Origin of the sequence: Erysipelothrix aquatica, from assembly GCF_009828775.2 — a bacterium.
Lineage (GTDB): Bacteria > Bacillota_I > Bacilli_A > Erysipelotrichales > Erysipelotrichaceae > Erysipelothrix > Erysipelothrix aquatica.
This window is the reverse complement of sequence record NZ_WTSY02000007.1, coordinates 44,411-65,075: the sequence shown is the minus strand read 5'-3', so window position 1 is coordinate 65,075 and position 20,665 is coordinate 44,411. Positions and strand designations below refer to the sequence as shown.

Sequence of the window (20,665 nt, the reverse complement as noted above, 5' to 3'; positions counted from 1 at the left end):
AACTATGAAAAAAGTGAGATTGAAAGATTTAGCTCAAATGGCAGGGGTATCGGAAACAACGGTATCACTTGTTTTAAACGGTAGACCATCACGAATCTCGCAAGCAAAACGTGATGAAATTGAAGCACTTGCTGCGTTGCACCATTACCGTGCAAACCACCTAGCACGTTCTTTATCGACTCAGACCACTCACACTATTGGTTTGATTGTTCCGGATATTGAGAACCCGTTCTTTGCGACCGTGGCCAAAGTCATTACTAATACTTTATCAAAAGAAGGATACATGGTTCTGATTGCGAATAGTGACGAATCTTTAGAGGCTGATAAACGGCTTATCAAAGAGTTGTTGGATCGTCAGGTTGATGGGCTTATCTTGTGCGTCTCGAATGAGAGTAATGCTTCTCAAGCTTTCTATGAAAAAGTTATTCAAAAAATTGATGTGCCCTATGTATTGTTGGACCGGGGTTATCAAAATGTAGATGAGAACCAAGTTCTCTTTGATAGTTATTATGGAAGTTATATTGCTACCCAATATCTAATTGAAAAAGGTCATACTGGAATTGCATGTATTACCGGTAAGTTGGATACATTCGTCGGAAGACGACGTTTCGAAGGTTATACGGCGGCAATGGCGGATGCAAATCTTCACGTTGATGAAACGATGATTTTTGAAGGGGATTTTCGATATAAAAGTGCGCAACTTCACATCCCGCAAATAATTGCTAACGAGGCGATTACGGCCGTTTTTGCGTCCAATGATATTATGGCGTACGCACTTGTTTCCGAGCTCTTGAAACAACAGGATCGTAGTATCGAAGTTGTAGGTTATGATAATCTTGAACTTTCAAATATGTTTGGTTATGTGATTGCTTCTGTCGCTCAGGATGTTGAAGCATTGGGGTCGCATGCCGTAAATATTTTATTTGAAGGAATTAAAAATAATAAAAAGCTTCCGAACGTAGTTCTCAAGCCGTATTTGCATAAAGTCTAAAAGAACCACAGGTTCTTTTTTTATGAAATCAATTGACAGCGTTTACATTTCGATGTATTATGATGGCGTAAGAAAGGTAAAGCGCTTTATCATGAAATATAAAATTGTTGGCAACAGTTTAACACCCCAGATTTATCAAGCATTACATACAGATGCAAATTTTATGGATTACGATGCTAAAGATATTGAAATTGCTTTAGCACATGATTTGTATGATGTTGTTGTCTACGATGAATATGACGAAGCAATCGGTTGTGCCCGTGTCATTGGCGACAATCGCATTGTCTTTTTCCTCAAAGATGTTATTGTCCGAAAGGATTATCAACGAAACGGTGTCGGTAAAATACTTGTGGATTATGCACTCGAGTATATCAGTACCGTTGCTTGTGATAATGCTTATATCGGCTTAATGTCAACTCGAGGGATGGAAAGCTTTTACAAGAAGTTTGGGTTTATTGAACGACCCAATGATGGTTTAGGAAGTGGAATGGTGATGTATTATGAGCAAAAGTAAAGTATTTGTGTTAGGCAGTATCAACACAGACTTAATGATCTCCGCAGATCGTTTACCACATCAAGGCGAAACAATGAACGGCCATGGTTTCGTACAAACACTTGGTGGCAAAGGTGGAAATCAAGCAGTTGCTGTATCCCGATTGGGAACATCGACACATCTAATTGGTAATGTGGGTAATGATAGTTTTGGAAATCATGCGATTTCGGAAATGAATCGATATGGTGTCCACGTTGCGGGAATTCATGTGAATGATGAGGTACCTACAGGAACTGCAGTTATTATCCGTGTAGATAATGATAACCGAATTATTCTTGATGCTGGTGCGAATGAGGTCGTGACATCATCTCAAATTGATAAATATGTAAAAGGTGGCACTGACGATTACTTCTTAGCACAGTTTGAAGTTCCGTTGGAACAAGTTTCTTATGGCTTGGAAGTCTCTAAGAAACAAGGCATGAGAACCATTGTTAATCCAGCGCCTGCAGTCGCGGTTGCTGACGCAATTTATCAAAATATTGATTATTTAGTTTTGAACCAAACTGAAACTGAAATATTGGCGGGAATTTTCCCAAACAATGTTCGTGATGTTGAGCAAGCAGCGGCAATCTTCTTTGAAAAAGGAGTACATGCAGTTGTCGTCACGATGGGTTCAGAAGGAAGTGTCTATTGTGATCAAAAAAAGACGGTCGAAGCCGCACCGTTCAAAGTTGATGTCGTAGATACAACCGGTGCAGGTGATGCTTTCATCGGTACGATGCTCTATGGTTTGACACAAAATATTGAAATTGAAAAGACGCTCAAACTTGCAAGTGCTGCAGGAGCGCTTGCGTGTACGAAGGTTGGAGCACAAGCTTCAATGCCTCGTTTAAGTGATCTGGAAGCTTTTATGAAAGCGCAAGAGGAGGAATAGTGCTATGAATAAACGTAAAGTTATAATTGATACTGATCCTGGGATTGACGATGCAGTTGCCATCGCAATTGCCTTGTTTGATGAGACGTTGGATGTATCATTAATTACAACAGTAGCTGGTAATGTTTCAATTGAAAAAACAACGAACAACCTTTTGAAACTTTTAAGTTTTTATAAAAAACCAATCCCTGTTGCAATTGGTGCAGGCCGTCCATTGCTTCGTGAACCGCGAGACGCAAGTGGTGTTCATGGTGCCAGTGGAATGGATGGATATGATTTCCCAGAACCACAACAGGATCTTGTTTTAGATAAATCGGCAGTTGAAGCAATGTATGAAACTTTGATGGCTAATGACAAGACGGTGTTACTCCCAATCGGTCCACTTACAAATATTGCAATGTTGATTCGTGAATACCCACAAGTCATCGATCGCATTGACGAAATTGTCTTGATGGGCGGATCAATGGGTCGTGGAAACTTCGGAGTGTATTCAGAATTTAATATCGCAGTTGATCCTGAAGCCGCAAAAATCGTATTTGAAAGTGGCATCAAATTAACAATGGTCGGATTGGATGTGGGCTTGAAAGCACTTGTCTATCCAGAAGATTCTGAAATCATTAAAGATATGAACCAAATTGGTCACATGTTCTACAGTCTTTTCAAACAGTATCGTGGTGGATCATTTGGAACAGGGTTAAAAATGTATGATGCATGTGCAGTCGCATACTTATTGAAACCAGAATTATTCGAAACAGTCACAACGCATGTTGCGATTGAGACAGTAGGGGAAATGACAGCGGGTGCAACACTCGTAGACCTTCGTGGTTATCTAGGAAAAGAAGCAAACGCGACTGTAACATCAGACGTAGATGCTGACGCATTCAAAACATGGTTTATGGATGCAATTCGTAAATGTAACATAGAACAATAGGAGAAAGACTATGAATACTACATTAATGTTTATTGTAGGAGCATTAGCAGTTGTTGCTGTTGTATATATGCTTCTCAAGAAAATGGATATTAAAATTACACTATTTGCTGTTGGAATTATCTTGATGGTGATTGCTATCTTGAATGGTAACGCAATCATTAAAGAACCTGTTAACGTACTGGTGGATCCGATACTATCAATTATTGATCAGTTCAAGAAACAACTTTCAGGGGCTGGACTTGTAATCTTGTTACTCGGGGGCTATACAGCTTACATGAGTAAAATTGGAGCAAATGAAGTTACAGTCAATACACTGACAAAACCATTATCAATTGTTAAATCACCATACGTATTGGTTCCAGTCGTATTCTTATTAGGAAACTTGTTATCACTTGTTATCCCAAGTGCATCAAACTTAGCAATTATTTTACTCGCTACACTGTATCCAGTACTTCGCCGTTCTGGAATGTCAACACTCACAGCTGCAGCAGTTATTGCTACAACCGCAACAGTTATGCCAACGCCATTAGGAGCAGACAACGTTGCAATTGCTGCTGAATTGGGTATGCCAGTTGCTGAATATGTCTTTAACTACCATGCAATCATTTCTGTACCAACAATTCTTGTAATGGCTTTGGTACATGCATTATGGCAAAAATACTGTGACAAAAAAGTTACGGAATCTGCAGATATGGATTTGGAACTTGAAGATGTGAAAGAAATTACAGGTGGAGCACTATACAAAACAGTCTACACATTACTTCCTTTACTTCCAATTGTAATTTTATTAGGTGTCTTTGGTTATAATGCAATGGCTGGGGCTTCACTGAACCTATCCGTTGAAGTTGTAACAATCATGAGTTTCATGATTGCGGTATTCTGTGAAATTGTACGTCACCGTAATGGACAAGAAGTACTTAAAACAACTGAGTCATTCTTCTCAGGTATGGGGAATGCCATGGGAATTGTGGTATTACTTGTTGCTGCATCAACATTTGTTGATGGATTAAAAGCGATTGGACTTATCACTGAGCTTCAAACTATCATGTCAACAACGACTGCTTCAGGATTTGTCTTACCATTAATTCTTGTAGTGTTTACAGCGCTAATCGTCTTGTTAAGTGGTAGTGGAACTGCATTGTTCTATGCCATGGTGCCATTGATGGTTCCGCTTGCTGTTGCCGCAGGAATTAGTCCATATGCAGTTACAGTACCAATGGGCCTTGCGGGTAACTTACTCCGTGCAGTGTCACCAGTTTCAGCTGTCATTGTTATCGTTGCTGGAACGGTCAAACAAGATCCATTCGAAATTGTAAAACGTACATCAGTCCCAATGATTGTTGGTGTTGTCTTTATGTTCGTTTTATCAATGATTATCTTCCTATAAACATTCCAAAACTCCAAGACGTCATCCTTGGAGTTTTTTTATTCTGTTTCGTTTATAATATGAGAAAGGGGATTACGTATGAATAAAACGATAGAAGTGTTTTGGGAAAGTTTTCTTAAAGAAACTAAATTGGAGAATGTTCACCTCCATGATGCGTGGGCTTTTGGCGATACTGCTTTACTCGCTGACGAACTGGCACTTTTGACTGTGAAAGGGATTAAAACAGCAACGGCGAGTGCTTACATTGAGTATGTGTTGGCCAATGAACCTTTGCCACATCCATCGGAGCAAGCACTAGAAATCATACTTGATGGACACGAGAATCCCGTTGCTGTTATCCAAGTTACGAAAGTATACGTCGTTCCTTTTGCTGATGTCACGGCTGAACATGCTTATAAAGAAGGGGAAGCGGACCGAAGTTTAAAAAGTTGGCGGAAAATCCATCGGCAGTATTGGCAACGCACGTTCAAAGATCGTGGCCTTGTCATTGAAATTGATGAAATGGATGTTGTCTGTGAAGAGTTTGAAGTGATTTGGTATCCACAATAGACCTGAGTAGTCATTTGCTGCTGTTTGTGACCCTGTCCAAAGTCAAATATATTGAAGCAAGTCTTTGAAACTCGTATACTTGAACATAGATTAGAGGTAGCAGTATGTACGAATTTCCAGATTTACCAGCACTAACACAAAGCCTTAGAATTAGTCGTTTTGAAGACGAGCAAGTTGATGTCACTATGGACGCTTCGCAATTAAAAGAACTTTTCGAATCGGCAGAAGTATTTACGGCCATTCCCAAATGGGAGGCTACGCATATTTATCAACTCAAAAGCAACGATATTCCCGTGACAAACCAACTTTACTTTATAGTGCGTGATCCGCGCCTTCATGATGACGATTTCGGGTACATAATGTATAAAGATGAAGACTTGTATGAAATGGTTTATTATCGTGTTGATGCACAACACCTTCGCCTCATACTTAATGAATTACCACTTTAAACTGCCAAAGGCAGTTTTTTTTTGTAACAAAATAGGACGGTATACCCTTGATTCTGTGCTATGCTTAATAGAGAAGATGAGGAGGATTCTTGTATGGGGAAAAAGGATTCTAAGAAATACTTTGCAGTGCTTATTGCCATTGTGCTATTTGGCGAAATAATAGCGTACTTAGTCCCATCTAATTTATACGTTTTTGTGACAGTACTCACCCTTTCGTTTGCACTATTTATTATTGCGGCGAACATTGCCAATACCAAACAATCACGAATTGGCGTTGGTTTACTCATTGCTGCTTCGATATTTGATTTTATGAACATTGTATCGGGAAACATGTATGTAAGCAGTCATGCGATTATGGGGACGCCAGACGTAACGCGTGCATCTTCATTTTTACTGATATTTATTGCGATTGCTATACTTAAAGCAGTTGGCGTTGTGTTGCTTGCAGCACTGGTATTGCAAGATTGATTGTGTAAATTGATTGGAGAAAAATATGAAGAATAAAAAAGCAATTGTTATAGGTGGTCTAGTTTTTTTAGCTGTTCTTGGAGTAATTGTTGGAGGGCTTTATTTAAAAGAAAAAGCTGAACCGCTCAACATCGTTTTCAATGACAATATTGTGCTTGAATTTGATGCTAACAATTCAAACGCCCAATTTGGTGATTTTAAAAATGCGATAATTAATACAAAGCAGTCCCATTATGATCGCATTATTTCGGTTGAGGGAATTGACGTGACAGCTGTTACAGAATATCGTGTTACAAAAGAATCAGAACAAATTATTGATGCCAATCAAGATTTAATGATGCGCACGTTCGATAACACTTTATACATTACTCAAAGAGATGAGTTTCCTGAAAAAATTGCAGAATATGATGTCACCAATTTCTATGGACGTCATTTTCGCCTAAACGACAAAGGCGTCCTTTTTGACCGTTATTCTCATGAAAGTTATGAGATGATAAATGCGAGGTTTTCAAAAAATAGTGACAAAGAATTGCCACTTATCGGAACGCTAGTCGCTGAGAAGAATGGTGAACGTCAAACCTATATATTCAGTTATAATGTTAGGGATTCGCAACCACCAATCATCACAGGGCCTTCATTCATTAAATTGGAACCGGGTGAGTCCCTAGACCTTGTATCATATTTCACTGCAAAGGATCCAATAGAAGGTGATAAGCGTATTGCATTCAAAATCATCGATTCAGATTCCGAGACAGGTATCACACACTATCTCGCCGAAACGCGTGACCTAAATAATAATTCAGCAACACATACTTTTACGGTTGAACAGGCACCTGCTAAAGCAAATGATGGTGTGAAACATGAAAACCTGGTCCTGCATGATCAAATTATTATACCTGCGGCGGGACCGTTAGGTGTTGGACGCATCATCGATTTGGAAGCGTCCAATTTAGATCCTGCGGATGTGAGTATCGCCTATGAGACGCGAAATAACGAAGTTACGTTGTTTTCTAAAGATCCTGCTTTGAATGTTGATACGCTGCGATACGACTCCTATACGGATTGTACCAATAGGGTATTGAAAGTAAACAAATCCATCGAATCGGCACATTATAATTATCTGTGTGGTCAATTAAGTAATGGCGATGGGGGTGCGACCGTTTTGAATGGCGCTGGAGGTGTTCATGCGTTTATCAAAGCACCCAATACAGATACAATTGTTATAAACGTAAAAGGCGTGAAGCATGCCTATGACATCACATACTACCGCTATCACGCGGGATCTTTTAATGACATTGAAGCACTTGAAAATCAATAGTCAAATACGGAATAAAGAAAGTAGGGATTCGTTATGTCGCATACACTTTTAAATATTATGATAACAATTTATGGTTTAATCTTGGCCATACTTGTAGGTTTTGCAATCGGATTAAAGCGACGTGACAATAAATACAAATCAGACGATAAGGTACAAACCAAAGGAACAGTTGTCAAGTATTCAATAAATGACTCACGGGCTCCTGTCGTTGAATATACCGTCGATGGTGTTCCGTATCGTAAAGCATTAAAATATTCTTACGTAAAATCGGTTAGTACACCATTTCATCGCGTTAAAACAGAAGCAGAAACGGATCTACTTGATACAGTCTTGCGATTACGCGGAAACTCGATGGTATCGCTTAATACAGTGATGCGTGATCATTTTCCGCTTGGTTCAACGTTGAATGTTTACTATGATGAATCACATCCCAAAATCGCGTATGTGGAGCGATATGCTCGCTCGTATGTTCCATTGATTGTAACAATTGCTGCGGTTATTTCTGCAATTGCGATGTTGATAACATACTTAGTGTTTGTTTAAGCCAATAAAAGAGAAATTATTTGGATATAATGTTGTTGTAATGGAAGATATATGATATTATAAATAAGCTTTGTGACTGGGTTTCACGTCTCCTCGACGGAATACGCGGTTTCAAAGGGCTTAGAAGCATAGGAGGACAAATACATGTTATCAAAAGCAAGAAAACAAGAAATCATGAAAGAATTCGCTCGTGATGAAAAAGATACAGGTTCAGTAGAAGTACAAGTAGCCGTATTAACAGAAGAAATCAATACTCTTACAGTTCATATGAAAGAACATAAGAAAGATTACCACTCAAACCGTGGACTTCTTAAAAAAGTTGGACGTCGTCGTAACTTATTAACATACTTACGTAACGAGGACATCAACCGTTACCGTGAATTAATCACACGTTTAGGATTAAGAAAATAATCGAAAGGAGCGCAACGCTCCTTTTTTAATAGGCATTACAGCAATAGTATGATAAAATTGATAAAGATAAATATGAGGTGAACTATGGACAAGAGAGTATTCGAATTAGATTTCGATGGTAAACGATTAATCGTTGAAACCGGCGAACTTGCAAAACAAGCAGGTGGATCCGTATTAGTAAGATATGAAGATACAGTGGTGCTCTCAGCAGCAACTGCAAGTAAAAAAGCAAAGGATATTGACTTCTTCCCACTAACAGTGACTTATGAAGAAAAATTATATTCTGTTGGTAAAATCCCAGGAGGTTTTTTACGTCGAGAAGGAAGACCCAGTGAGCATGCAACACTGACATCACGTCTTATCGACCGTACAATTCGTCCTCTTTTTGCGGAAGGGTTTAGAAATGAAGTACAAGTTGTAAATACTGTACTTTCAGTAAACAAAGATAATGCGCCAGACATGGCAGCAATGTTCGGAGCATCTCTTGCATTATGTGTGTCCGATATTCCATTCGAAGGACCCATTGCCGGTGTTACCGTTGGGATGATTGATGGTGAATTCATTGTAAATCCAAGTCTTGAACAACAAGAACAATCACGCATGCATTTAGTTGTTGCCGGCACTAAAGATGCTATCAATATGGTTGAGGCTGGAGCACAAGAAGTTTCTGAAGAAGAATTCCTAGATGCTATGATGTTTGGTCACGAATGGATCAAAAAATTATGCGATTATCAAATTGAAATTGCGCAAGCAGTTGCTAAAGAAAAAATGGAAGTTTCCTTGTACGAAGTGCCTGAAGCAATTCAAGAAGAAGTTGAAGCACTTGTAGGAGCATCTTTACGTAAAGCTGTTGCTATCGAGAAAAAACTTGAACGTTATGGTGCAATTGATGACTTGGAAGAACAAGCACAATCACACTTCGAAGCTAAAGAATACGAAGACGAAAAAACAAAAACGAAGACATTGAAGCATGTTAAAGAATATACACATGCGATTGTTGCGGGTGAAGTTCGTCGTTTAATCTCTGTTGAGAAAATTCGTCCTGATGGGCGTGGTGTTGCGGAAGTTCGCCCATTGAATGTCCAAATGGATATTCTTCCACGTGTTCACGGAAGTGGTTTATTTACACGTGGGGAAACACAAGTCCTTTCTGTTGCTACTTTAGGTGCAATGGGAGACACTCAAATTATTGATGACCTTTCCGATGTTGAAGAAAAACGCTTCATGCATCACTATAATTTCCCTCCATACTCAGTTGGAGAGACCGGACGCATGGGTGCTCCAGGGCGTCGTGAAATTGGTCACGGTGCGCTTGGTGAACGCGCATTGTCATACGTCTTACCAACAATCGAAGAATTCCCATATACAATTCGTTTAGTTGCTGAAGTCTTAGAATCCAATGGATCATCATCACAAGCAAGTATCTGTGCTGGATCTGTTGCATTAATGGCAGCGGGTGTTCCAATCAAAGCAGCAGTGAGTGGTATTGCGATGGGTCTTGTTCAATTGGGTGATGATTACACCATCCTTACAGATATCCAAGGAATGGAAGACCATTTCGGAGATATGGACTTTAAAGTAGCGGGTACTAAAAATGGGATCACTGCACTTCAAATGGATATTAAAATTAAAGGATTGAGCCGTGAAATTCTACAAGAAGCGCTTGCTCAAGCAAAAATTGGTCGTGCTGAAATGATGGATGCGATGGATGCTGTTATTTCTGAACCACGTCCTGAAGTTGGTACGTATGCACTCAAGATTGCGCAACTACAAATTGCTCCAGACAAGATTCGTGATGTCATTGGTGCTGGTGGAAAAATTATTAACCAAATCATTGAAGATGCCGATAATGTCAAAATTGATATCGAAGATGATGGACGTGTCGTTATTTACCATAGTGATATGGCAGCTATCAATAAAGCCAAATCAATTATCGAAAACATTGTGCGCGAAGCTAAAGTCGGTGAAATTTACGACGCTAAGGTTGTCCGTATTGAAAAATTCGGTGCCTTCGTACAGTTGTTTGAAGGAACTGACGCATTGCTTCATGTCTCAAAAATTGCGCACGAGCGTGTAGAAAATGTTGAAGATGTGTTAAAACTCGGTGATATTATCCAAGTTAAAGTTACTGAAATTGACGATCGTGGACGTGTCAATGCATCACGTAAAGCATTGTTACCAAAACCAGAAGTCAAAAAACCAGAATCAACAGAAACACCAGAAACGAAATCATAAAAATAGAAAGATGCATCTTGGATGCATCTTTTTTTTATAAAACTTTGTGATTTGAAAAGAGCGAAATGATTATTGTCATGGATCGATTTATACATATCAACAGTTTCCTTATCCTAATTAACAAATCGCTTATAAATATAAATACCCTACTCAAAAGTGCAAATATTCGCAGTGCTATTTTCCTTAGACTGATGATGTAAGCGGTAACACGCTGAGGAGGGAAAGTAGTGAAGAAAATAAGTGGTCTTTTCTTAAGTTTATTGATTGCTATGAGTCTTATTAGTCCAAATATGACAATCGCAATCTCTGCAACAACAGAAGAACTTACTGATATTCCAACAGTCGATCAGACGGGATATGAAGTATTAGGTTCTGTTGAAAGTGTTTCTGTCACAGATAACAAGGTAACATTGACACACAGTGATGGTAATAAAACAAGAATTTCCGTTATTGATGAAAATCTCTTTAGATACTATGTCGACATCAATGACTCAGATTTTCAAGAATATCCAACTCCTAACAAAAAGGAACACCGTGCTAATATTGTTGTCAACGATGATGACACAGTTGCAGCCAACAACGGTGTAGAAATTACTGTTGAGGATGGCGATGTTCTTAAAATTAAAACATCCAAAATAACGATAGAAGTTGAAAAATCAAGTTCAAAAATGACTGTACGCCGCACAAACGGTTCGATTGTCATGCAGGAAGCTGCACCGATTATGTACAAAAACAATCAAACAATTCAGTCCTTAGTTGAACAAAGTGACGAATACTTCTACGGTGGAGGAACACAAAACGGTCGTTTCTCGCACAAAGGGGAAATTGTTAAAGCTATCAACAGCAATAACTGGGTTGATGGTGGTGTAGCAAGTCCGAATCCTTTCTATTGGACAACGAAAGGATATGGAATTGTCCGTAACACCTTTAAACCAGGGGAATATGATTTTGGAAAAACATTACCAGGAGTTGTCTCTGCAACGCATAATGAATCACGATTTGATGCTTACATTATGGTTGATGACAACCCACAGGGAATTCTAAATTCATATACAAACTTAACCGGAAAACCGGCACAACAACCGGATTATGCGTTCTATCTTGCACATTTAAACTGTTATAACCGTGATGTTTGGAAACCAGCATCAGGTACAAATGGTAAGAAGATTGACGGTCAATACTATACAGAACGTCAAGCACAAACTGGTGAAATTCAGCCAGGTGAAGTTCAAGAGTCGTTAATGGAGAAAGATGGTAATAAAACATTTACCGCTCAACGTCAGATTGAACTCCATGAAGAATATGATTTACCAATAGGGGCATTTTATCCAAATGATGGGTATGGATGTGGTTATGGTCAGTCAGATTCATTTGATGGTGATATTGCTGAACTGAAAGCATTCACAGATTTCGCAAATAGTAAAGGTCTTGAAGTTGGTCTTTGGACCCAAGCAAACTTATGGCCTGGTGATAAAGAAAATCCTAAAAAAGGTGAACGTGATATCCAACGTGAAGTTCAAGATGCTGGCGTACGTGCTGTAAAGACAGACGTTGCTTGGGTCGGTGCGGGATATTCGATGGCATTGGATGGCGTACAACATGCTTACAATGCGATTACTGAACTTTCAGGGTCAAAAGCAAACATTATCAGTCTTGATGGTTGGGCTGGAACCCAACGTTATGCTGGTATTTGGTCAGGAGACCAATCTGGTGGTAATTGGGAGTATATTCGTTTCCATATTCCTACATACATTGGAACTGGTTTATCGGGAATGCCAAATATTGGAAGTGATTTAGATGGAATCTTTGGTGGTAAAAATCCAATTATTCAAACGCGTGACTTCCAGTGGAAAGCATTTACACCATATATGTTGGATATGGATGGATGGGGTGCTTCTCAAAAGAATCCATGGGAGTTTGGTGAAGACACAACTTCGATTAACCGTGCTTATCTTAAATTAAAAGCAGAAATGATGCCGTATATCTCAACGATATCGCATGAAGCATCCCAAACAGGAATGCCGCTTGTTCGCGCAATGATGCTTGAGTATCCAGATGCACATACTTACACAAAAGCAACACAGTATCAATACATGTGGGGAAGTTCTTTCCTTGTAGCTCCGATTTATCAAGATACAGCTTCAGACGCACAAGGAAATGACATCCGTAATGACATCTATCTTCCAGATTCAGAACAAATTTGGATTGATTATTTTACAGGTGATCAATACCGAGGTGGCTCAGTTTTAAATAACTTTGATGCACCAATCTGGAAAACACCAGTATTTGTCAAAAATGGATCAATTGTTCCAATGTATGCAGAAAACAATAACCCACGTCCGGTCAGTGAATCAAATCCAAAAGGATTGGACAAATCACACCGAATCGTTGAGTTCTATCCAAACGGTGATACAACGTTTAGTCTTTATGAAGACGATGGAATTACCTTAGATGGTGCATCGACGAATACCGTCATTTCATCATCCGTTAGTGGCGATCAAGCAATTTTATCAATTGGTAAAGCTACGGGAACTTATCCTAATATGGTCACAGACCGTGATACTGAAATGATCGTGAACGTATCTCAAGCACCTCAAGGTGTTCGCGGAAATGTAGCTGGAAATGACGTGACTTTTACAAAAGTAACGTCAAAAGAAGCTTATGATGCTGCGACGGGTAATGTTTACTTCTATGATGAAGCTCCGGTTTCAATTGTTAGTGAGTATGCTACCGAAGGTACAACTTTTGATACAAACAAACTTACAACACGTCCCAAAGTATTTATCAAATCAACAGACAAAATTAATGTTCAAGATCATGAATTCACAGTTACAGTAGATGGTTTTGCAAATGACCAGGACGTCTCACCAAATACTGAATCACCAGATCTCGCAGTTCCAACAAATCTCACATCACCAGCGCAAACATCATCAACAATTACATTAGATTGGGATGATGTTAATGATGCGAAAACATACGATGTAGAAATTGATGGTACTGTATTCTCAAATATTAAAACATCTACATTCACACACAACGAACTCAATTATGACACTGAGTATAGTTACCGAGTTCGTGCGGTTAATGAAACCGGGCATTCGAAGTGGACAGCGCCAATTACAGTTAAAACAGCCCTCGATCCATACCGAAATGTTCCCAAAAATATGACTGCGACATGGACTGGTGGCGGTGGTTATGCTGGTACTGTTGCACAAGATGCCGTAGATGGTGATGAAGCGACACAATTCCACTCCGCAACCGGAGGGGATGCTTACACCAATACCTTCACAATTGACATGCAAAAGAGTTATCAAATTGAAAAACTTGAATATGTCCCAAGACCAGACTTTGGTAACGGTACAATACGCAAGTTTGAAGTTGACTATAGTCTTGATGGCGAAACATGGAAATCAGGTGCTAAAGTTGGGGTTGATACACCAGCATGGAGCTATTCCACAGGCGAAACGATGAAGACACTTACGTTCGATCAGCCGTTACGTGCACGCTACTTACGAATCAGTGTTAAAGATTCAGTCGGTGGTTTCTTCACTGCACATGAATTGCGCCCATATGCTGTCGAAGGATCACCATCACAAATTGTTGGTGACTGGAACAACAGTGGCACGCTAGATGAAGAAGATCTCATTTTCTTTGAAAACTATGCCGGTCTTAAATTTGGAGATGCTGACTTTGAAGGTTACGTTGATGCAGCAGATATAAACTACGATAATAAAATTGATGCGTACGATATTTCATTTGTTGCACGACAACTTAACGGCGGTGTCACACCTCAAAAGAACAAAGTCCAAGGGCAAGTTCTCATTGTGCCATCCGTAACTGAAGCGGAAGCTGGAGACGTTGTGACATATACTGTTTATGGAATGGGTATGGAAAATGTTTATGCCTTAGACCTTGCAATTCCATACAACGATACAGAATACAAATTCGAATCGAACAGTACATCTGTCTTAACTCAATTTATGAAGAGCTTTAGTAAAGATCGTTTGCACACTGATAAATCACGTGTAAACTATCTCATCTTTACTAATGTTGGGCCCACCGAAACCCTAAATGGAACCGGTGTGATTGGTAGCTTCAAGATGACTCAGAAATTTGCGGGTCCAACAGCAATTACACCACAAAGTGCTCAATTTGTTGGTGATAACTTAAGTACGATTAACGCACTTAATGAAGTTGAAGAGCCTGTATTACCAAGTACTGAAACGAAGCTAACGCTTAACGAAATCGAAGGTATGACCTTCACCAATGACTTGATGCCAACAGATGATGGTACCAATGGTGCGAAATTATGGCAACAAGGAAACTATGCATCACTCTTATTTGATGGCAAAGTCGGGGAATTGGCTGAGTTCAAATGGAAACCATCAGATGGTGATTTACCAGACTATGTCAAACTCCCAACTACAATGACCTTTAAGTTGAAAGAATCACACCCAATTTCAAAAGTTCGCGTTCATAACCGTCCTTCTGGATCAAATGGAAGTGTTACATCAATTAAAGCAACAGCTTATAGTGGCGATACAGTGATTGACTTAGGTACGATTAGCACCTTTAAATCCATCTTTGAATGGAATGTTCCAGAAGGTCAGGCTATTGATCGCATCGAAATTACACCACTTACAGCATCAGGATCAGCAACTGGAACAACAACAGGAACGGTTGAAAATAGAATGCTATCGCTATATGAAATAGACTTTATTTCAAACATCGGAGCAGCTGTATCATCCATTGAATTTGATGCTGCAACGCCAGACCACATCGGTCTTGAGAGCCTAACACGTATCCAAGCGAATGTAGGACCAAAGAATGCGATTAACCCATTCTACGAAATAACCAGTTCTGACCCAAGTGTCGCAACGATTACCAAAATTGTGACTGAAAAAGGCTATGAGTATTATATTACTGGTAAAAAAGCTGGAAATGTTGTACTGACAGCAACATCACTTGCTGACGCATCCATCACAGTTGACCATAATTTAACTGTGAGTGATCGATTTGATACAACAATGCTTGAAGCAGTTCTAGCAAAAACAGATGGCTTACATCAACGTCTCTATACTGAAGCATCGTATACAGCAGTTATGGATGCACGTACAGTAGCTCAAGCTGTTCTTGATAATCCACAAACAATCTCTCAAATTGAAGATGCAACCATTAAATTAAATCTTGCATTCTCAAAACTCCAATTAAAAGGATCAAATACTGATCAAGTCGATAGTATCCATCCAATTGATACGCGAAATGCTGAAATTGTCGATTTCACAAACCAAGCCGATACTGACTATGTCACAAATATTCTCGATAATGATCCAGAAACAATTTGGCATACGAGTTATGGAACCGATGCAAAATTACCAATTTCAGTAACACTTGATCTCAAACATATCTATAATTTAGAACAACTTAATTTCTTGCCTAATACGCGAAATCGTAATGGGGACATTGTTCGCTACCGTATTGAAACAAGTCTCGATGGAGTAACCTTTGAACCGGTCGTTGAAGATACATTACCATACGACGTAAGTGGACTCATCGGTCGTTCAAACTATCAAGTTTCAAAATTTGATAAGATTCCAGCACGTTATGTAAAATTCATTGCCCTTGAATCCTTAGGAACAAGTTCAACGGTAGCACAAATGAATAAATTCGCATCCATGGCTGAGATGAAACTCTTCGGTGAATTGATGGATACAGAGATTGCAATTGAATCCATCGTACTAACTGCAGACAAGACTGAATTGAACATCAATGACACCCAAGTTATCAACGCTGCATTAACACCAGCTGATGCGACAGAAGCATTCACATGGACATCAAGTGATGAGACAATCGCAAGTGTCGTAGATGGCGTCATAACAGCTCACAAACCTGGTGTTGTTACAGTTCAGGCACATTCTACTAAGGGAGTCGCATCCAATGCACTTTCCATATCTGTTAAAGCGATCAATATCGACAGTCTGAAGACACTTGCACAACAAGTAACAACCAAACTCTCAGATACGGAATATGTTGAACAGTTACATGAAGCACTCTATGAACAAGTGAATGGAGCACTTAATGCTGCGACGACATTAATTCAGGCATTTGAATCTGATCCTCAATCAGTTACAGCAAATGACATCCAAACACACTACAACACGCTTCAAAAAGCATTCAATGATTTAGCACATAATGGAAGTGTCGTTCAACTTGAAACATTAGCTACGATGGATCTTGCAGAGTATGATTCAAGTACTACATCTGCATTCATTAAACTCCAAGAAAAAGCAGTTGAAATGCTAGATGATATTCTTGCAAACTTGGATACTGTCGCTGAATTTGTAGCAAAAATGGAAACAGCACAAGCAAGCATGGTTCGATTAGATCGCCAGGCACTTGACACGCTTGTCAACACAGTCGCCGCACTTGATACAGCGCGTTATACACCACTAAGTGTATCTGCCCTTAATACAGCGCTTGAGTCGGCACAAAATGCCCTATCAACAGCAACAACCCAACAAACTCTCAATGAAGCACTTACAGCACTTGAAACGGCTTATAATGGACTTGTTGTAAAAGCAAATCCAACACAACGACAAACGCTTCAAGATTTCATTGACGTCGTTGCGAAATTAAATGCAAAAGACTATAAAGCAACAACATTTGAAACGATTACGACAGCTGCATCAACATTCACGGATGCACTTGCTCAAGAAAACCTATCAGACCTCGATGCGAAATCATACCTAGAAATGATTCCATCACTCATGGACCTGATCCATAATCCAGATGGTGAAATAACACCAAATACACTCAATAAAGATGCATTGAACAAACTCCTAGAATCAATTGATGCATTATCACCTGAGTCGTATACAGAATCCAGTTGGAATACAATGTTAGCTGCAAAAGCGCAAGCGGAAGCAATTGCAAACAATCCATTAAGTACACAAATAGCATTGGATGAAGCAGTCGCACACTTACAAAGTACCGTAAACCAATTAGTTAAAGTAAATGGTGGCGTAATTGAAGGCTTTAAAGGACTGCCTGATGTGATTCGAGTTGGGGAAGCATTTACACTTTACCCAGAATTTGATGATCTGAAGGGTGGTGAAGGATGGATTTTTGATGCTGAATTCTTTGCAGCAACATTCAATTCACCTGCAACATTCATTCCTCTAAAAACAGGAACAACAACAATTTCATTCACATCATCAGATGGAACTGTACAGCGTGTTACGGTAACCATTAAAGAGGCTGTGAAGAAAGAAGAAGAGAAAGAGACAAACACTAATACAGAAAATCCTACAAAACTTCCGGAAACAGGTATGGCAACACAAGTACCATATTTTGGAATACTGATTGTTCTTGCAGGTGCAGTAACTTTACTATTCTCAAAAAAACGTAAAGCTTAATACGTGACTCATCGTTAAGATACCAACGAAGAAAAACCACCCGTATTCCTTAATGGGTGGTTTTTTCTGTGTAAAAATTAGGATCACTGAATGTGCTGCTATTTAGTGTTTGTGTTAATTTTTTGGTAGATAGATTCAATGGCATCTGCATGCGATCCGTGTTCAATGATAAGGTCTTTGTCACTGTAACGTGGAATAATGTGCACATGATAATGAAAGACAGTTTGTCCTGAAAGAGGACCGGCATTGCTGATGATATTAAAATCATTGACGTTAAGAGCCACTTGAAGCTTCTTAGCGACGTGTTGTGCTGTTGCTTGAACATGTGCCAGGGTTTCGATATCAGCGCTCATAAACGAGTCTGTGGCTGTTTTAGGGATAACGAGAGTGTGTCCTGGCGTTGCTTGGGTTATATCGAGGAACGCAAGCGTAAATTCATCTTCATAAATAATGTATGCAGGAATCTCCCGATCGATAATTTTTTGGAATAGTGTCATAAATTTCTCCTTTTGATTAGTATAGCACAGTCAAATTTTAGTGTTAAAAAAACACACCCTAAGGTGTGTTGATATGGAAAATTAAGCGAGGTATCCAGGATATGATTTAGTAACTGCATCCAAGATATCTTTATCATAAACTTTGAAGTTATTATCGCTAAAGACTTTAGCACGGTATGTTTTTGTAAGTGCTTGATCTTTCTTCCATTGGTTTAAAAGATCATCTTTAAATTTGTTTGCATCGGTTTCGACGATTTCAACAATATAAGCAGTACCGTTTGTTTCATCTTTCAATACACCACTCAAGCCAGGACCTTGTTGTTGGTTCATGAACTGTGAAACAGGTGATGGGAACTGTGTTCCTTTAAGATTGTAGATAGCTGATTTTCCAGTATATTGGGAATTTGCTACTGTAACATCTTTAGCAACATCTTCCATTTTTTCACCTGCTTGAATACGTGTTAACGCTTCATTTGCTTGGTCAACTGTTTGTATTTGAACAATGTTTGCTTTACGTGGTTGATACTCTTTTACAAGTGTATCAAAATCTGCTTCGATAGTCTGTTTGACTAAGAATTCCATTTTCAGTGTTGGATAAACGACTTTATCAAGGTAATCTTGTTCTGAACCCATGTTTAATTGTTCTAACAAGAGTGGGAACTGATCGCCAAGGATTGATTTTGCTTCAGCGAGTTGTGCTTGAGCTGCTTCTTCAATTGAAGGGTCGTTAATGTCTTTGGTTACAGATTGCTCTGCGTTTTGAATAACAGTAGCACCGTTGTCTTGACGTTTCATCACTTCAAACAACTGTGTTTCTGTGACCGTTTGGTTACCAACTGTAAAAATTGTTTCATTTGATGCAGGCTTGACGCGCGCATCAGAACATCCTGCAAGAACAAGAAGAGCGACTAATAATGCTGTAATTTTTTTCATATTATTGTCCTTCCTCGATACCCATTAATGTGAGTAATTCTTTCTTGACGGCGTCATCAGTGAATTTAATATCTAAGTCTTTAGCTTTATCCCAAATTGCATTGTAAACAATTTGTTTGTTTGAAGCTGTAAGTGATGCGATATATTTTGCTTTTTCTTCATCATTACTTACAAAGTCTTCTGGATTTGTTGAATCAACTTTAATTAAGTGCATTCCATATTGTGAAGCGGTCCATTCTGATGTTTGTCCTGCTTCAGTTGCAAGTGCAGCTGCTAAAAATTCTGGTACTAATTGTGAGGATTTATCTGTAAATCCAATGCTACCACCACGTTGTGCGGATGCAGTATCATCGGATAGGGCCATCGCTACTTCGTTAAATGGTTTTCCTTCAGCAAGTTGTGCGTTAACTTTATCAATCTTCGCTTGTTCCTCGGCTGTTGGATTTTTTGAATCGGTCATTTTGATCAAGATGTGGCTAACCATGCGTGGTGAGCTTGCTTCAACATAAGGATCTAAATATGTTTCTTTATTCGCATTCACGTAATCTAAGATAATTTGATCACGTTTTGCCATGTCTTCATAAACAATGTTTAACTCATCAAGCCCTGTATAGCCTAATGAAATGACATAGCTTTCAAGTTGTTGCATTCCTGCTTGACCTTGTTGTTGCGCAGTTCCAGCTTTTGCTGTTTCTGCAATTTCTTTTGATTTCTTAGCAATTTCTGGTGTCGTTTCAATTGAAGATAAAACGGAACGTTCGAAAAGTGCATATGTTTGAGTCAAACCATATCGCTCTTTAAGATCTTTGTTATAGTCTTCGGCAAAATAATTAACGCCAGCGATTTCGGAGACGACTTGTTTCCCCTCGACTGTCTTACCGCGTAAAACAGTACCTATTTGCTGTTTTGCATAGAAGCCAATTCCGGCAACTAGTACTAAACAGATAACGACGACAAACCAATATTTTTTTAAATTGTCAATCATTATAATCCTCCTTTTAACTTTCTCATTATAGGTTATTTACAACCCCATTGCAATAAAACACGGCAATGTAATGAGTGTCTCACAAGTGAATGAACTTCGTGTGAAAAAGCATGTATTTTTTAATTA

At 39.1% G+C, this 20,665-nt stretch carries 16 protein-coding genes; 13 read left to right on the top strand and 3 right to left on the bottom strand.

What is annotated here, in order from left to right; translation table 11 throughout:
- Positions 1-4 precede the first annotated feature (4 nt).
- The 13 genes from GVV20_RS03420 to GVV20_RS03360 all read left to right on the top strand — a co-directional run bounded on the left by GVV20_RS03420 (position 5) and on the right by GVV20_RS03360 (position 18,124).
- Positions 5-991, top strand: coding sequence for a LacI family DNA-binding transcriptional regulator (locus tag GVV20_RS03420; protein ID WP_159740668.1), 987 nt, complete (start codon positions 5-7; stop codon positions 989-991).
- Positions 992-1,013: 22 nt separating this feature from the next.
- Positions 1,014-1,505 (top strand): GNAT family N-acetyltransferase, encoded by a 492-nt coding sequence (locus GVV20_RS03415; RefSeq protein WP_236261966.1) that lies wholly within the window; start codon positions 1,014-1,016, stop codon positions 1,503-1,505.
- Positions 1,492-2,418: a ribokinase gene (locus tag GVV20_RS03410; protein ID WP_159740667.1), complete on the top strand. Its 927-nt coding sequence runs from the start codon at positions 1,492-1,494 to the stop codon at positions 2,416-2,418. Before GVV20_RS03415 ends, GVV20_RS03410 begins: the two co-directional genes overlap by 14 nt.
- A 4-nt stretch (positions 2,419-2,422) precedes the next feature.
- Positions 2,423-3,349: a ribonucleoside hydrolase RihC gene (rihC, locus tag GVV20_RS03405; RefSeq protein WP_159740666.1), complete on the top strand. Its 927-nt coding sequence runs from the start codon at positions 2,423-2,425 to the stop codon at positions 3,347-3,349.
- Between the two features lie 10 nt (positions 3,350-3,359).
- Entirely contained in the window at positions 3,360-4,736 is a 1,377-nt protein-coding gene (gene dcuC, locus GVV20_RS03400; protein ID WP_159740665.1) for a C4-dicarboxylate transporter DcuC, read from the top strand.
- A 78-nt stretch (positions 4,737-4,814) separates the two neighbouring features.
- Positions 4,815-5,285: an ASCH domain-containing protein gene (locus tag GVV20_RS03395; RefSeq protein ID WP_159740664.1), complete on the top strand. Its 471-nt coding sequence runs from the start codon at positions 4,815-4,817 to the stop codon at positions 5,283-5,285.
- A gap of 104 nt (positions 5,286-5,389) precedes the next feature.
- On the top strand, positions 5,390-5,734 hold the full coding sequence (locus GVV20_RS03390) for a hypothetical protein (protein WP_159648630.1): 345 nt from the start codon (positions 5,390-5,392) through the stop codon (positions 5,732-5,734).
- A 93-nt stretch (positions 5,735-5,827) separates the two neighbouring features.
- A complete protein-coding gene (locus GVV20_RS03385) occupies positions 5,828-6,202 on the top strand; it encodes a hypothetical protein (protein ID WP_159740663.1) in 375 nt (124 codons plus the stop codon).
- A gap of 25 nt (positions 6,203-6,227) precedes the next feature.
- Positions 6,228-7,520, top strand: a complete 1,293-nt coding sequence (locus GVV20_RS03380) for a hypothetical protein (protein ID WP_159740662.1) — start codon at positions 6,228-6,230, stop codon at positions 7,518-7,520.
- Positions 7,521-7,553: 33 nt separating this feature from the next.
- Complete coding sequence (locus GVV20_RS03375) at positions 7,554-8,063, top strand: DUF3592 domain-containing protein (protein WP_159740661.1); 510 nt, start codon at positions 7,554-7,556, stop codon at positions 8,061-8,063.
- Positions 8,064-8,207: 144 nt separating this feature from the next.
- Complete coding sequence (gene rpsO, locus GVV20_RS03370) at positions 8,208-8,474, top strand: 30S ribosomal protein S15 (protein ID WP_159638196.1); 267 nt, start codon at positions 8,208-8,210, stop codon at positions 8,472-8,474.
- An 84-nt stretch (positions 8,475-8,558) separates the two neighbouring features.
- Positions 8,559-10,709 (top strand): polyribonucleotide nucleotidyltransferase, encoded by a 2,151-nt coding sequence (pnp, locus tag GVV20_RS03365; protein WP_159740660.1) that lies wholly within the window; start codon positions 8,559-8,561, stop codon positions 10,707-10,709.
- A 227-nt stretch (positions 10,710-10,936) separates the two neighbouring features.
- On the top strand, positions 10,937-18,124 hold the full coding sequence (locus tag GVV20_RS03360) for a discoidin domain-containing protein (protein ID WP_159740659.1): 7,188 nt from the start codon (positions 10,937-10,939) through the stop codon (positions 18,122-18,124).
- 98 nt (positions 18,125-18,222) lie between these two features.
- Here GVV20_RS03360 and GVV20_RS03355 read toward each other — a convergent pair whose 3' ends face one another.
- The 3 genes from GVV20_RS03355 to GVV20_RS03345 form a co-directional block, all read right to left on the bottom strand.
- On the bottom strand, positions 18,223-18,621 hold the full coding sequence (locus GVV20_RS03355; protein WP_159740658.1) for an HIT family protein: 399 nt from the start codon (positions 18,619-18,621) through the stop codon (positions 18,223-18,225).
- 81 nt (positions 18,622-18,702) lie between these two features.
- The gene (locus tag GVV20_RS03350; protein ID WP_159812774.1) at positions 18,703-19,554 is read right to left on the bottom strand and encodes a lipoprotein; all 852 of its coding nucleotides are present in this window, start codon (positions 19,552-19,554) and stop codon (positions 18,703-18,705) included.
- A 1-nt stretch (position 19,555) separates the two neighbouring features.
- The gene (locus tag GVV20_RS03345; RefSeq protein WP_159812776.1) at positions 19,556-20,539 is read right to left on the bottom strand and encodes a peptidylprolyl isomerase; all 984 of its coding nucleotides are present in this window, start codon (positions 20,537-20,539) and stop codon (positions 19,556-19,558) included.
- Positions 20,540-20,665: the final 126 nt, after the last annotated feature.